13 protein-coding genes are annotated in these 14635 nt (G+C 59.8%); 10 read left to right on the forward strand and 3 right to left on the reverse strand.

What is annotated here, in order from left to right:
• Positions 1 to 17: 17 nt before the first annotated feature.
• The 10 genes from EA798_RS18315 to EA798_RS18360 all read left to right on the forward strand — a co-directional run bounded on the left by EA798_RS18315 (position 18) and on the right by EA798_RS18360 (position 11114).
• A complete protein-coding gene (locus EA798_RS18315; RefSeq protein ID WP_106158566.1) occupies positions 18 to 458 on the forward strand; it encodes an NUDIX hydrolase in 441 nt (146 codons plus the stop codon).
• 68 nt (positions 459 to 526) lie between these two features.
• Positions 527 to 1654 carry a tRNA 2-thiouridine(34) synthase MnmA gene (gene mnmA, locus EA798_RS18320; protein WP_122099866.1) on the forward strand — a complete coding sequence of 376 codons (1128 nt, stop codon included), beginning with the start codon at positions 527 to 529 and terminating at the stop codon, positions 1652 to 1654.
• A complete protein-coding gene (gene hflD, locus EA798_RS18325) occupies positions 1651 to 2289 on the forward strand; it encodes a high frequency lysogenization protein HflD (RefSeq protein ID WP_122099867.1) in 639 nt (212 codons plus the stop codon). The genes mnmA and hflD overlap by 4 nt, the downstream gene beginning before the upstream one ends.
• Positions 2290 to 2376: 87 nt before the next feature.
• Positions 2377 to 3747, forward strand: coding sequence for an adenylosuccinate lyase (purB, locus tag EA798_RS18330; protein WP_122099868.1), 1371 nt, complete (start codon positions 2377 to 2379; stop codon positions 3745 to 3747).
• Between the two features lie 76 nt (positions 3748 to 3823).
• Positions 3824 to 4990, forward strand: a complete 1167-nt coding sequence (locus EA798_RS18335) for a ribosomal protein uL16 3-hydroxylase (protein ID WP_122099869.1) — start codon at positions 3824 to 3826, stop codon at positions 4988 to 4990.
• Positions 4983 to 5408, forward strand: a complete 426-nt coding sequence (locus EA798_RS18340; protein WP_106158561.1) for a GNAT family N-acetyltransferase — start codon at positions 4983 to 4985, stop codon at positions 5406 to 5408. The genes EA798_RS18335 and EA798_RS18340 overlap by 8 nt, the downstream gene beginning before the upstream one ends.
• A 6-nt stretch (positions 5409 to 5414) precedes the next feature.
• Positions 5415 to 6044: a DUF7931 domain-containing protein gene (locus EA798_RS18345; RefSeq protein ID WP_122099870.1), complete on the forward strand. Its 630-nt coding sequence runs from the start codon at positions 5415 to 5417 to the stop codon at positions 6042 to 6044.
• Entirely contained in the window at positions 6041 to 6850 is an 810-nt protein-coding gene (locus EA798_RS18350) for a secretin N-terminal domain-containing protein (RefSeq protein ID WP_122099871.1), read from the forward strand. The genes EA798_RS18345 and EA798_RS18350 overlap by 4 nt, the downstream gene beginning before the upstream one ends.
• A gap of 483 nt (positions 6851 to 7333) precedes the next feature.
• Positions 7334 to 8929 (forward strand): isocitrate lyase, encoded by a 1596-nt coding sequence (locus EA798_RS18355; RefSeq protein WP_122099872.1) that lies wholly within the window; start codon positions 7334 to 7336, stop codon positions 8927 to 8929.
• 190 nt (positions 8930 to 9119) lie between these two features.
• Positions 9120 to 11114, forward strand: a complete 1995-nt coding sequence (locus EA798_RS18360; protein WP_122099873.1) for a PhoX family protein — start codon at positions 9120 to 9122, stop codon at positions 11112 to 11114.
• Between the two features lie 16 nt (positions 11115 to 11130).
• Here the strand turns inward: EA798_RS18360 and EA798_RS18365 are convergent, their stop codons facing one another.
• From EA798_RS18365 to queD, 3 genes are all read right to left on the reverse strand, one after another.
• Positions 11131 to 12225 carry an AI-2E family transporter gene (locus tag EA798_RS18365; RefSeq protein WP_106158556.1) on the reverse strand — a complete coding sequence of 365 codons (1095 nt, stop codon included), beginning with the start codon at positions 12223 to 12225 and terminating at the stop codon, positions 11131 to 11133.
• A 112-nt stretch (positions 12226 to 12337) separates the two neighbouring features.
• Positions 12338 to 13654 carry a Na+/H+ antiporter family protein gene (locus tag EA798_RS18370; protein ID WP_106158555.1) on the reverse strand — a complete coding sequence of 439 codons (1317 nt, stop codon included), beginning with the start codon at positions 13652 to 13654 and terminating at the stop codon, positions 12338 to 12340.
• Between the two features lie 203 nt (positions 13655 to 13857).
• A complete protein-coding gene (gene queD / locus EA798_RS18375) occupies positions 13858 to 14214 on the reverse strand; it encodes a 6-carboxytetrahydropterin synthase QueD (protein WP_106158852.1) in 357 nt (118 codons plus the stop codon).
• Between the last annotated feature and the right edge of the window lie 421 nt (positions 14215 to 14635).

Consider the following 14635-nt stretch of genomic DNA (forward strand, 5'->3'; position numbering starts at 1 on the left):
TGTACGAGGCAGCTCCTATGGATTGGCAACCACACATCACCGTCGCAACCGTGGTCGAGAACCAGGGCCGCTTCCTGCTGGTGGAAGAACTCAAGGCTGGTCGTCTCGTTCTCAATCAGCCTGCAGGGCATCTGGAAGCCAACGAGAATCTGCGCGAGGCTGCCGTGCGGGAAACCCTGGAAGAAACCGGCTGGGATGTCGAGCTCACCGGCGTTATCGGCATTTACCTGTACACCGCTCCCAGCAATGGCGTGACCTATCAGCGTGTGTGTTTCGCGGCCAAAGCGCTGCAGCATGATCCACAGCGCACGCTCGATGAGGGTATCGTTGCCGCCCGCTGGTTGAGTCGCAAAGAGCTGGCCGAGCAGCCGGAACGCTGGCGCAGCGAGCTGGTCCCGCGGTGCATCGATGATTACCTGACCGGCCCCCTGCATTCGCTTGACGTGATTCGCAACTGAACACGGCTTCGTCAGCCAGCGGCAGCCTGTTAGAATTCCGCCCCCTTGCAAAACCTCAGCGTATTCCTATGCCTGTAACGACCCTTACCGCCCCGGAACAAACTCGCGTAATCGTTGGCATGTCCGGCGGAGTGGACTCTTCCGTTTCGGCCCTCCTGCTGCTCGAGCAGGGCTACCAGGTCGAAGGCCTGTTCATGAAGAACTGGGAAGAAGACGATGGCACGGAATACTGCACTGCCAGGGAGGATCTGGCCGATGCCCAGGCCGTCTGCGATCGGATCGGCATCAAGCTGCACACGGCCAACTTCGCTGCCGAGTACTGGGACAACGTCTTCGAGCACTTCCTTGCTGAGTACAAGGCCGGGCGCACACCGAACCCGGATATCCTCTGCAATCGCGAAATCAAGTTCAAGGCGTTCCTCGATTATGCCCTGATGCTCGGCGCGGACCTTATCGCCACAGGCCATTACGTCCGTCGTCGTGACCGTGACGGCCGCAGCGAATTGCTCAAGGGGCTGGACCCGAACAAGGACCAGAGCTACTTCCTCCACGCGGTCGGCGGCGAGCAGTTGGCCAAGACGCTGTTCCCCGTTGGCGAGCTGGAAAAGCCCGCAGTCCGCGTGATCGCGGAAAAGCACAGCCTCGCTACGGCAAAAAAGAAGGATTCCACCGGCATCTGCTTTATCGGTGAGCGGCGTTTCAGCGACTTCCTCAAACAGTACCTTCCAGCGCAACCGGGCAATATCGAAACAGTCGATGGCGACGTAATCGGCCGCCACCATGGTCTGATGTACCACACCATTGGTCAGCGCCAGGGACTGGGCATAGGCGGTTTGAAAGATGCCTCTGACGAGCCTTGGTACGTCCTTAGCAAAGACCTGCAGCGCAATGTGCTGGTGGTCGGCCAGGGCAACGATCATCCATGGCTGTTTTCCCGCGCCTTGCTGGCATCTGAAATCTACTGGGTGAACCCCATCGACCTCAGCACCCCACTGAAGCTGACCGCCAAGGTTCGTTATCGCCAGAGCGATCAGGCCTGCATGCTGGAAAAGACGGCCGAGGGTTACCGGGCCGTGTTCGAAGCACCACAACGGGCGGTAACACCGGGCCAGTCTGTCGTGTTCTACGACGGCGAGGTCTGCCTGGGGGGTGGCGTGATCGAACAGGCCGAGCCTTGGTTCGAGGGCCGCCCATGAAGGCCCTGGACGAGCAGCTGATCGCACTGGGTGCGGTGTTCGAAGCCGCAACACTGGTAGATCGCATTGCACGCACCGGCCAGGTGCCGAACGCCTCGCTCGGCTGCTTGCTCGGCAGCCTGCTGGCACGCAATCCGCAAACCACGCTGGAAATCTATGGCGGTGACGACCTCAACTTGCGTGACGGCTACCGCGCGCTGGTCGGCGCACTGGAGCGCGACAGCAGCACGTTGCAGCGAGAACCGCTGCGTTACGCACTGGCAATGATTGGCCTGGAGCGCCAGCTGGACAAACGCGATGACCTGCTTCAGGTCATCGGCAGCCGCCTGGACCAGATCCAGCAGCAGGTCGAGCACTTCGGCATCACCCACGAGAACGTCGTCGCCTCGTTCGGCGGGCTATACCAGGACACTTTGAGTACCTTTCGCCAACGCATCCAGGTTCAGGGCGATATGCGCCACCTGCAGCAGACGGACAATGCGGCCAAGATTCGCGCCCTGCTGCTTTCCGGCATCCGCTCGGCGCGCCTCTGGCGGCAGCTCGGCGGGCATCGCTGGCAGCTTATCTTCAGCCGTCGCAAGCTGCTCGATGCGCTCTATCCAAGGCTTCGCTCAACTCAGGGCGAGGACCATTAACCGCAGCGAATGTGCCGGGCTCAGCCGGTGCATTCGTGTATAATCTGCGCCCTCTTTTCGTTGCCTGACTGTCCGAGAATGCCCTCTATGCAGCTTTCCTCGCTCACGGCGGTTTCCCCCGTCGACGGCCGCTACGCCGGCAAAACCAGCGCCCTGCGCCCGATCTTCAGCGAATTCGGCCTGATCCGCTGCCGTGTTCAGGTCGAAGTCCGCTGGCTCCAGCGCCTCGCTGCTCATCCAGGCGTCCCGGAAGTTGCGCCCTTCTCCAGCGAAGCCAATGCCGTGCTGAATCAGTTGGCCGAGAACTTCCAGCTGGAGCATGCCGAGCGCGTCAAGGAGTTCGAGCGCACCACCAACCATGACGTCAAAGCGGTTGAGTATCTGCTCAAGGAGCAGGCCAAGCAGCTGCCGGAACTGGCCAAGGTCAACGAATTCATCCACTTCGCCTGTACCAGCGAAGACATCAACAACCTCTCCCATGCACTGATGCTGCGCGAAGGGCGCGACAGCGTTCTGCTGCCGCTGATGCGCCAGGTCGCCGAGTCGATTCGCAACCTGGCCGTGCAGTTCGCTGACGTGCCTATGCTGTCGCGCACCCATGGCCAACCCGCGTCGCCGACCACACTCGGCAAAGAGCTGGCGAACGTCGTTTACCGCCTGGAGCGTCAGATCGCCCAGGTTGCGGCCGTTCCGTTGCTGGGCAAGATCAACGGCGCCGTAGGTAACTACAACGCCCATCTGAGCGCTTATCCGGATATCGACTGGGAAGCCAACGCGCGCGAGTTCATCGAAGGTGACCTCGGCCTGACCTGGAACCCCTACACGACGCAGATCGAGCCGCACGACTACATCGCCGAGCTGTTCGACGCGATTGCGCGCTTCAACACCATTCTCATCGACTTCGACCGCGACGTGTGGGGCTACATCTCCCTCGGCTACTTCAAGCAGAAGACCGTTGCGGGGGAGATTGGCTCGTCCACCATGCCGCACAAGGTCAACCCGATCGACTTCGAGAACTCCGAAGGCAATCTCGGCATCGCCAACGCACTGTTCCAGCATCTGGCGAGCAAGCTGCCGATCTCCCGTTGGCAGCGTGACCTGACTGACTCCACCGTACTGCGCAACCTCGGCGTCGGCTTCGCCCACAGCGTCATCGCCTACGAGGCCAGCCTCAAGGGTATCGGCAAGCTGGAGCTCAACGCCGCCCGCATTGCCGAAGACCTCGACGCCTGCTGGGAGGTGCTGGCCGAGCCAGTCCAGACCGTCATGCGCCGCTACGCCGTGGAAAACGCCTACGAGAAGCTCAAGGACCTGACCCGCGGCAAAGGCATCACGCCAGAGGCCCTGCAGACGTTCATCGACGGCCTCGACATTCCCGCCGATGCCAAGGCCGAGCTGCGCAAGCTGACCCCGGCCAACTACATCGGCAACGCGGCTGCCCAGGCCAAGCGCATCTGAGCGAACCCATGCATGCACGCCCGGCTGTGCCGGGCGTTTTTATTTTCAGCTCTGTATATAGAGCAAGGTGTTACGCATGACTTCTGATATTCCACTTCAAATCTTGGGCGGCATCAGCGCCCGGGAATTTCTGCGCGACTACTGGCAGAAGAAACCACTTCTCATCCGCCAGGCCATTCCGGACTTCCAAAGCCCCATCTCCCCAGACGAGCTGGCCGGCCTTTCACTGGAAGAGGAAGTCGAATCCCGCCTCGTCATCGAACACGGCGACAGCCCTTGGGAACTTCGACGTGGCCCATTTGCCGAGGACACCTATCAACAGCTTCCCGAGCGCGACTGGACCTTACTGGTACAGGCCGTGGATCAGCTGGTACCGGATGTTGCCGACCTGATCGAGCACTTCCGCTTCCTGCCCAACTGGCGCATCGACGACGTGATGGTCAGCTACGCCGCGCCGGGTGGCGGCGTCGGTCCGCATTTCGACAATTACGACGTATTCCTGCTCCAGGCGCATGGACAGCGCCGCTGGCGTGTCGGACAGATGTGCGACAGCGACAGTCCGATGCTCGCCCATGGCGATCTGCGGATTCTCGCCGACTTCCAGGGCACCGATGAATGGGTACTGGAGCCTGGCGATATGCTCTACCTCCCCCCCCGCCTCGCCCATTTCGGCACCGCCGAAGATGCCTGCATGACCTATTCGGTCGGCTTTCGCGCACCGAGCGCGGCAGAAGTTCTGACCCACTTCACCGATTTTCTTGCGCAGTTTCTGCCGGACGAAGACCGCTACAGCGACGCTGATCTGCAGCCGACCGAGGATCCGTTCCAGATTCAAAGCGATGCACTGGATCGTCTGAAAGCACTGCTCGCAGAACACATGAGCGACGAACGCCTGTTGCTGACCTGGTTTGGCCAGTTCATGACCGAACCTCGCTATCCCGAGCGGGTGGAAGGCCCTGGCATCGACGAAGCCGAATTGCTTTCCGCTCTGGAAGATGGCGCCCTTCTGGTTCGCAACCCCGCTGCTCGCCTGGCCTGGAGCGAAGTGGATATCGGACTGCTATTGTTTGCCAGCGGACAAAGTCGGTTGCTACCTGCCAGCCTGCGTGAATTGCTCAAGCTGATTTGCTCGGCAGATGCGCTGCATGCCGAGAACGTGGGCGCCTGGCTGAGCGACGATGATGGGCGTAGCCTTTTGTGCGAACTGGTGAAACAGGGAAGTCTGGAGTTTGCTGATGAATAGCGTTCAGGTACGCATAGCCGACTGGCAGCAGGATAACGCTGAGCTACGGCGTATCCGCGAGGCGGTTTTCATTGCCGAGCAGGCTGTTCCGCCCGAGCAGGAGTGGGATGCTGATGATGCAGAAGCGGTTCATTTCCTGGCGCTTGAAGGTGATTACCCGATTGGTACCGCCCGGTTGCTGGCCGATGGGCAGATCGGACGGGTAGCAGTACTGCGCGACTGGCGCGGCATGAATGTCGGTGATGCGCTGATGCGAGCGGTCATCGCCGAAGCCGAACGCCGCGGTCTCGCGGAGCAGAAACTGACCGCCCAGGTTCATGCCACCGCGTTCTATGAGCGCCTGGGTTTCGAGGTCGTCAGCGACGAGTTCCTCGAAGCCGGCATTCCCCATGTCGATATGCTCCGCCGCAGCCACTGAGCCCTCATGAGCGATAACGTCCCGGACGAACATGAAGATCAGGTCGAACTTCCGGCGATTGACTTCCATTCCCCGGGGCGTTTTACAGTGCACAATCCTCAGGCTGATATCCCTGAGCCCAGGACCTGGGAAGCCGCGTCCTTTCACTTAGGCCAAAGCACCCCACTGCAGCTTTTCAGCAAACCCATCGAGGTTCGCCAGCATGCATTGGCCATGCTGCAGCAGACAAAGCGTTGCGTCTGCATTTTCACCACGGATCTCGAACCTTGGCTGTATCACCACAGCAGCGTCCAACAGGCGTGTACCCGCCTGCTGCTGTCTCATCCGCGCAACCAGCTGCGCATTCTGGTCGCCGATCCAACACGGGCAATCAAGGAAGGCCACCGCCTCCTGCAGCTAGCCCGTCGGCTGACCAGCAACGTGCATATCCGCAAGCTGAATCCGGACCACCCCACGACCAGCGGCGCGTACCTCATCGCCGACGACTGCGGTCTACTGGAAAGACCCGAGGCTGACCAGTACGCCGGATATGCACTGTATCGTGACCTCGGTCGGGTGCGCGTGCGCCAGGCAGAGTTCGACAAGGCGTGGGATCATGGGCTATCGGATGCGAACCTACGGAGCTTTCTGCTATGACCCTTCGTACCCTGCTGTTGACCGCCTCGCTCAGTCTTTGCCTGCCACTGCATGCGGCAACCGAAGTCATCCAGCTCAACAACCGCATGGCCGAGGATGTGATCCCCGTGGCCGAGTCCGTACTGGGCAATCAGGGCCGGGTCACAGCCTACGGCAATCAGCTGATCGTCAATGCACCTGACTCCATGATCAGCGAACTGCGGCGGGTAATCGACCAGCTGGACGTCGCGCCGAAGCGCCTGCTCATCAGCGTCGACACGCAGGACTCGGCAAGCAGCAGTGCGGGCGGTTATCAGGTCGATGGAAGCGTGCGTTCCGGTGACGTGGAGTTCGAAACCGGGCGTGGCGAGGTCGGTGGTCGCGACCGGGTACGTATCATCCGTCGCAGTACCAACAGCCGAGATGGCGGCATTCAACAGGTGCAGGCCAGCGAGGGCTACCCGGCTCTGATTCAGGTTGGCCAAAGTGTGCCACTGACAACCCAGGGCACCGACGGTTACGGCCAGATTTACCAGCAGACGCAATATCGCGACGTTCTTCGGGGCTTCTACGCAACGGCTACCGTCCACGGCGATCGGGTGCAGATCAGCATTAGCAGCACCCGTGATCGGCTCGCACAGGGCCGTAGTGGCGTGGTCGAGGTGCAAAACGCCGATACCCGGGTCAGCGGTCGCGTCGGCGAGTGGATCACCATCGGCGGCATCGACGAAAGCGCGAACTCTGAGCAGCGCGGCACGCTACGCCGCTACTCAACACAGGGCAGTCAGAATCTGTCGATGCGCCTGAAGGTCGATGTCCTGGACTGATAGCACCCCTTCTGCGCGACCCCAGCGCGAGAATGTAGTGCCACAAAAAAAACACTACAAAACGATTGACGATGCCTTTTCAGCGGAGCATTATTGCCCCGCTCCCGCTAACCAGGGGCCCTGGCAAGGGTCTCCGGGGCGTGCTCAAGCCAACCAGCCGAGCCGTTCCGTGACTGTACTGCCCACAAGGCGGACTGACGAGGTTGCGACTGGAACGAGTCGTCCTGAGGGACGGGGTAGCGATTGACGCATCAGCCAGACTGACCGCTTCTCGTTGTTGTAGCGCACACGGCAGCCACGCCGGCTGTGGGCGCAATGACCGGAACCAGCCCGGCGATCGTATCCCCCCTTCCCTTGGTTCAATCCTCGTCCCAGTCGATATTTCGACGCTCTGCCGCGTGTTGCCCGCAATGATCAGCGATAGCACGTAGGTTTCGGTGGGAAAAGTCGGTGCTCAACCACACTTATTTTGAAGGATTGAACATGTCCGCATATCAAGACGACATCAAGGCAGTTGCCGCCCTGAAAGAGCAATACGGCAGCAGCTGGGCCGCCATCAACCCTGAGTCCGTCGCTCGCATGCGCGCCCAGAACCGCTTCAAGACCGGTCTGGAAATTGCTCAGTACACCGCCGACATCATGCGCAAGGACATGGCCGAGTACGACGCCGACTCGTCCGTCTACACGCAGTCCCTCGGCTGCTGGCACGGCTTCATTGGTCAGCAGAAGCTGATCTCCATCAAGAAGCACCTGAAGACCACCAACAAGCGCTACCTCTACCTGTCCGGCTGGATGGTCGCTGCTCTGCGTTCCGAGTTCGGCCCGCTGCCGGACCAGTCCATGCACGAGAAGACCGCCGTTTCCGACCTGATCGAGGAGCTGTATACCTTCCTGCGTCAGGCTGACAGCCGCGAGCTGGACCTGCTGTTCACCGCCCTGGACGCTGCTCGTGAAGCTGGCGACAACGCCAAGGCTGCCGAGATCCAGAACCAGATCGACAACTACGAAACCCACATCGTCCCGATCATCGCCGACATCGACGCTGGCTTCGGTAACCCGGAAGCCACCTACCTGCTGGCCAAGCGCATGATCGAAGCGGGTGCTTGCTGCATCCAGATCGAGAACCAGGTATCCGACGAGAAGCAGTGCGGCCACCAGGACGGTAAAGTGACCGTTCCGCATGCCGACTTCCTCGCCAAGATCGCTGCCGTTCGCTACGCCTTCCTCGAGCTGGGCATCGACAACGGCGTGATCGTTGCTCGTACCGACTCCCTGGGTGCCGGCCTGACCAAGCAGATCGCCGTGACCAAAGAGCCGGGCGACCTGGGCGACCTGTACAACTCCTTCCTGGATTGCGAAGAAGTCTCCGAAGCCGCACTGGGCAACGGCGACGTCGTCATCAAGCGCGAAGGCAAGCTGCTGCGTCCGAAGCGTCTGCCGTCCAACCTGTTCCAGTTCCGTGCTGGCACTGGTGAAGCGCGCTGCGTACTGGACTGCATCACTTCGCTGCAGAACGGTGCCGACCTGCTGTGGATCGAGACCGAGAAGCCGCACGTTGGCCAGATCGCTGCCATGGTCAACGAAATCCGCAAGACCATCCCGGACGCCAAGCTGGTCTACAACAACAGCCCGTCCTTCAACTGGACCCTGAACTTCCGCCAGCAGGTGTTCGACGCCATGGTTGCCGAAGGCAAGGACGTCTCTGCCTACGACCGCGCCAAGCTGATGAGCGTCGAGTACGACGAGACCGAACTGGCCCAGATCGCCGACGAGAAGATCCGCACCTTCCAGCGCGACGGTTCGGCCCACGCCGGCATCTTCCACCACCTGATCACCCTGCCGACCTACCACACTGCCGCGCTGTCCACCGACAACCTGGCCAAGGGGTACTTCGCCGACCAGGGTATGCTGGCCTACGTTAAGGGCGTTCAGCGTCAGGAACTGCGTCAAGGCATCGCCTGCGTCAAGCACCAGAACATGGCTGGCTCCGACATCGGCGACAACCACAAGGAGTACTTCGCTGGCGAAGCTGCTCTGAAGGCAAGCGGTAAAGACAACACCATGAACCAGTTCCACTAAGAACAGGTTCGCAGCCTTCAAAGCTGCGGTGTGATGAAAAAGCCCCGGCACATGTGCCGGGGCTTTTTTTTTACAGGCGAAACGTTACATGCGCCTGCTCTTCGTCGGTCGAGCACACAACTGTCATTCTCTTGTCGCATATGCAAATTAGCGTCATGGCTCCGACAACAAATCGTTATGGAGCTGCGCCGTGATTACTGAGAACAACGATATTCTGTTCGGCAACGGGGACGAGTTGCCCAGTAACCATTCAACGAATCCGCATATTCAGGATGTGATCTCCATTGGCCGCCGCAAAGTACTCGTTGGCGGCGCAGCAATGGGCGCCCTGGCATTTCTTGGCGCGTCGCTTCCGGGACTCGTACAAGCAGCCGAACCGACGGCCCGCGGACCAAAAGACATCCCGTTCAAGCGTCGTACCCGCCTGCCTTTCACCCCGGTTTCGGTTACACGAGCAGATACCATCACAGTACCCGCCGGCTATTCCGCCACAACCTTCATTCCGTGGGGCACCCCTATCACGGGTCGCTATCCGGCCTGGCTGGAAGATGGCAGCAATAGCGCAGAAGATCAGGCTCAGCAGGTGGGCATGCATCACGATGGGATGCACTTCTTCCCAATGAACGCAAAACACGGCGGGCGCCAGAGCGACCACGGCTTGCTGGTCCTCAATCACGAATACATCGACGCGCCCCTGCTCCACCCCAACGGTCCAACGGTGGTAGACGGCAAGCGCACCAATGTGGACGAAGTGCGTAAAGAGATAAACGCACATGGCGTGTCCGTCGTGGAGATCCGTCGTGGTCCACGTGGCGAATGGTCAGTGCTGCCAACGGCCCGGAATCGCCGCATCACCGGCGCCACCCCGATGCGCATCGAAGGCCCAGCGAGCGGTCATGCCCTGATGCGCACGCGTTACAGCCCGAGTGGGACGTCGACCCGAGGCACCCTCAACAACTGCGCCAACGGCCACACACCGTGGGGCACTTACCTGACTTGCGAGGAGAACTGGGCTGGTTACTTCGCCACCACCGACAGCGAAATCCCACGCGAACTCAGCCGTTATGGCATACGCGGCGGCGGCCGCTACGGCTGGGAGACAGTCGCGGGCGATGAGTTCGAGCGGTTCAACGCTACACGAATGGCCGCCACTGCGCAGGCGGACTATCGCAACGAACCGAACACCTTCGGCTGGGTGGTTGAGATAGATCCGTTTGATCCCAATGCGACCCCCGTGAAGCACACGGCGCTGGGTCGTTTCGCCCACGAAGGGCTGGTGTTCGCCCCGGTCAAGCCGGGTCGTCCCGTCGTCTGCTACTCGGGAGATGACTCGCAGAACGAGTACATTTACAAGTACGTCAGTCGCGACAAATATCGACCGCAGCGCAGCGATGGGCGCCTGTTGGACGACGGTGTCCTTTATGTGGCGCGTTTCAACGCCGACGGCAGTGGTGATTGGCTGGCTCTGGATCATGCCAATCCGACGTTCAAGCGCGCCTGTGAAGCAGCCGGCGTCCAATTCGCTGACCAAGGTGAAGTCCTGATCAATACCCGCCTGGCAGCAGACATCGTCGGCGCAACCAAGATGGACCGACCGGAATGGGGTGCGGTGAACCCTGATACCGGCGAAGTCTACTTCACCCTCACCAACAACAGCGGCCGTCGGGAAGCCGATGCGTCCAACCCGCGGGCACCGAACCCATTCGGTCATATCATCCGCTGGCGCGAGGAGAGCCGCGACTTTGCCGGCACGCGATTCAGCTGGGACCTCTACCTTCTCGCCGGGCCTCAGGAAAACAGCCGTAGTCCGAAAGGCAAACCGCTCGACGACAGCAGCATCATGGCCAGCCCGGACGGGCTGTGGTTCGATGACGAAGGCCGCCTATGGATTCAGACCGACATGAGCGGCAGCCAGCTGAGCGCGGGGCCATTCGGAAACAACCAGATGCTGGTATCCGACCCCCGAACCGGTGAAACCAAGCGATTCCTGGTCGGCCCCAAAGGCGCCGAAGTGACGGGTATCACAGCGACGCCGGATTTTCGAACCCTGTTCGTCAATATTCAACATCCCGGCGAAGGCTCGACGCCAACGAACTACACGAGCACCTGGCCGGACGGCCCGGGCCGCAGGCCGCGCTCCGCGACTGTCGTCATCACGCGCGAAGATGGCAAGCGCCTGATGTGATTGCCTAGGGGCTGGCTCACGCCGGCCCCTTCTCTCTGGCGGCCCTGTCCAGCTGCGCCATGTCAGACTCTTCCGGCGAAGTGAAAAGCCCCCAGGTAGAGATGAACAGTGCGGCCACCAATGGGCCGATGACAAACCCGTTCAATCCGAACAACGCCAGCCCCCCCAACGTTGAAATGAGCACGACGTAGTCCGGCATTTTGGTGTCCTTGCCAACCAGAATGGGTCTGAGGATATTGTCTACCAGACCAATCACCAGTATCCCGTACAGCGTCAGCACAACACCTTGCCAGATCGCACCGGTCATCAGGAAGTAGATGGCTACGGGCGTCCAGATCAAGCCTGCCCCAACCGCCGGCAGCAACGACAGAAACGCCATCAGCACGCCCCAGAGCAAGGCGCCGGATATCCCGAGCACGGCGAAGATGATTCCGCCCAACGCCCCTTGGGTAAGGGCTACGACAATATTGCCCTTGACCGTTGCTCGCACCACACGCGTGAACTTGTTGAACAACCGCCGCTTCTGCGCATCGCTGAGCGGAATGGCTTTTCTGATTCGTGCAACCAGGTCACGGCCATCCCGGATGAAGAAGAACAGCAGGTAAAGCATCACGAAGAAACTGATCAGAAACTGAAACGTACCCTGACCAAAGCTGAATGCCTTCGTCGCAAGAAACTGGCTTCCCTCGAGGGCTCCGGAAGCAAGCCGCTCACGCATCGATTCAAGATCCCCGAAACCGAAACGCTGCAACTGCAGCTGCACCGATTGAGGCAGCAGATCCCGAAAGCGCGCTACCCAGCTGCCGATATCCAGCTCCCCGCTTTCGATCTGCTTGTAGAGAGTCGCGCCTTCCTGAACCAGCATCCCGGTAGTCAGGATGACAGGAAGAACGGCCACCAGCAGACAGACCAGCAACGTGAAGAACGCAGCAAGGTTCCGTCGCTGATTGAAGCGCCGGTGTAGATATCGCTGCAGCGGAGCGAAAATGATCGCGAGGATGACAGCCCAGAAAACCGCGCCGTAGAACGGCAGTAGAATCCAGCCAAACGCGAGAGAAACCACCACGAGCAGTGCAAGAAAGACTTTTTGCTCGAGCGTCGAATTGACCATTGTTGACCCTGCCGCCGCGTTCAGTTCTGTTTAGTCAACGGGCGGCGGTATGAGTGCGGGTCAGGCTATAAATAGGCGTAGGGCCGTCGCTGAACGGACAGCCCACACGGCGCTACAGGGTCATCGCGGCGAGCCAGCCAAACGCCAGCAGCGGCAAGTTGTAGTGCAGGAACGTCGGCACGACTGTGTCCCAGATGTGATTATGCTGGCCGTCTGCGTTCAAGCCCGCGGTCGGGCCCAGCGTGGAGTCGGAGGCCGGCGAGCCTCCGTCTCCCAGAGCGCCTGCGGTTCCGACCAGACTGACGATTGCCAAGGGGCTGAACCCGAGTTCCACCCCAAGCGGTACAAAGATCGCGGCGATGATCGGCACGGTAGAGAACGACGAGCCGATACCGATGGTGACCAGCAGGCCGACCAGGAGCATTAGCAATGCGCCAACAGCTTTGCTGTTTCCGATCCATTGAGTCGATGCGTCTACCAGCAACTTCACCTCGCCGGTTTCACGCATCACTTCGGCAAACCCTGCGGCCGCAATCATGATGAAACCGATCATGGCCATCATCTTCATGCCATCCGTGAAAAGATCATCCGCTTCTCGCCAGCGCACTACGCCCGACACGGAGAAAATGACAAACCCCACAAGCGCGCCGAGTATCATCGAGTCCAGCCACAGCTGGATAACAAATGCCGCAGCGACGGCTATAGCCGCTACCAGCAGCGTCAGAGGGCTATAGCTGACAGTGCTGCTTTCAACCTGCTCAATCCGCGCAAGATCATATTCGCGAGGTTTGCGGTAACTGTAGAAAGCAACCAGTAGACCCGCGACCATCCCCATCGCGGGAATGAACATCGCCTGCGTTACTTTGATACCACTGACATCCACTCCACTCTTCGCGACGTTAGCCAACAAAATCTCGTTCAGGAAGATATTGCCGAACCCCACAGGCAGAAACATATAGGGGGTGATGAGGCCAAATGCGAGAACACAGGCAATCAAACGCCTGTCAATCTTCATCTTTGACAGCACGAAAAGGAGCGGCGGGACCAGAAGCGGAATAAACGCGATATGGATAGGTAGAATATTCTGGGAAGACACGGCTACCGCCAGCAGCAATCCAATCATCAGCCACTTGACGGCACCGGCACCTTGGGTGCCCTGCTTGCCAACCAAGTTCAGCGCCTTGTCCGCCAGGGCGTGCGCAAGACCACTTTTTCCAATGGCCACGGCGAAAGCGCCGAGCAAAGCGTAAGACAATGCAACCGTTGCCCCGCCGCCGAGGCCCTTATTGAATGCGGCAAGACTGCCCTCGATTCCCAACCCACCGATCAGCCCGCCGGCCAGCGCTCCTGCAATAAGCGCAACCACCACATGCACGCGGCATAGACTCAGGATCAGCATGATGCCGACTGCCGCAACAACTGCGTTCATTCGAATTCTCCATAGAAACGACCTAGGTCGCGTGAAAAGCGCCGTACTCTGCTACAACGAAGCGAAAGTGTCAAAACAGGAGGTTCGAGCGCTGCTAATGCTGGGCGGGCTCTATTGCATAGGTCGACTCTGGATTGTGCTAGCTGCTATCGACTCAATGAGGTGTTAACGCGCTTACGACGGACGTACCCAACTAAAGACCACTAATCGCCCCGGTACTCGCAGCCACTGGTGCAGGTCTCATGAATACGAATACACGAAAGCTCTGGAAGTAATGGCTTAAGTTCGTGCCATATCCATTTCGCCAGATTTTCACTGGTGGGGTTTTCCAAACCTGGAATGTCATTCAGGTAATTGTGATCAAGCAGGTCGTACAACGGCTTGAATATCGTTTTGATTTCGCCGAAGTCTCGAATCCAACCCGTGTGCGGGTCAACCGGACCGCTGATATACAGAGCAACTCGAAAAGAATGGCCGTGTAAACGTCCACATTTGTGCCCCTGCGGTACGTGAGGCAGGCGGTGCGCTGATTCGAACGTAAATTCTTTGAATATTTCCACGATATCCACTCGCAATCTGACCACTGAATCGAGGCGCGATTCTACGCGCTTTGACGAGCAGATACATGCATCGCCTGCCGTGAGGCAGTTGAGCCGTTTCGGGCTAGCAACGGCAGTTAAGTGGTTCTACGGCCTCTGGTGGCGCGAGGTGGAACACCTAACCACAGTCGCAGTGGGCCGCCTGCCTATAAACGGCCGGCCAACCCAGATGCTGGCTGCCTACCGCTATGGCTACAGTTCAAGCAATGAGGGCACACCCCGCAATACATGAATGCCGCCTGTGAAAATCGGATACGAAAACCAAAGAGAGTCTGACGTGATAGTCGACGCAGGCCTCGCTTCGCGTGCAGCTAAGAGGCAGTGGACACCTTGCTCTATCGTCCCCGGCCGTTCGACAGCAAGCGCCACATGCCCGATGCGT

It is taken from the genome of Pseudomonas songnenensis (genome assembly GCF_003696315.1).
GTDB lineage: Bacteria > Pseudomonadota > Gammaproteobacteria > Pseudomonadales > Pseudomonadaceae > Stutzerimonas > Stutzerimonas songnenensis.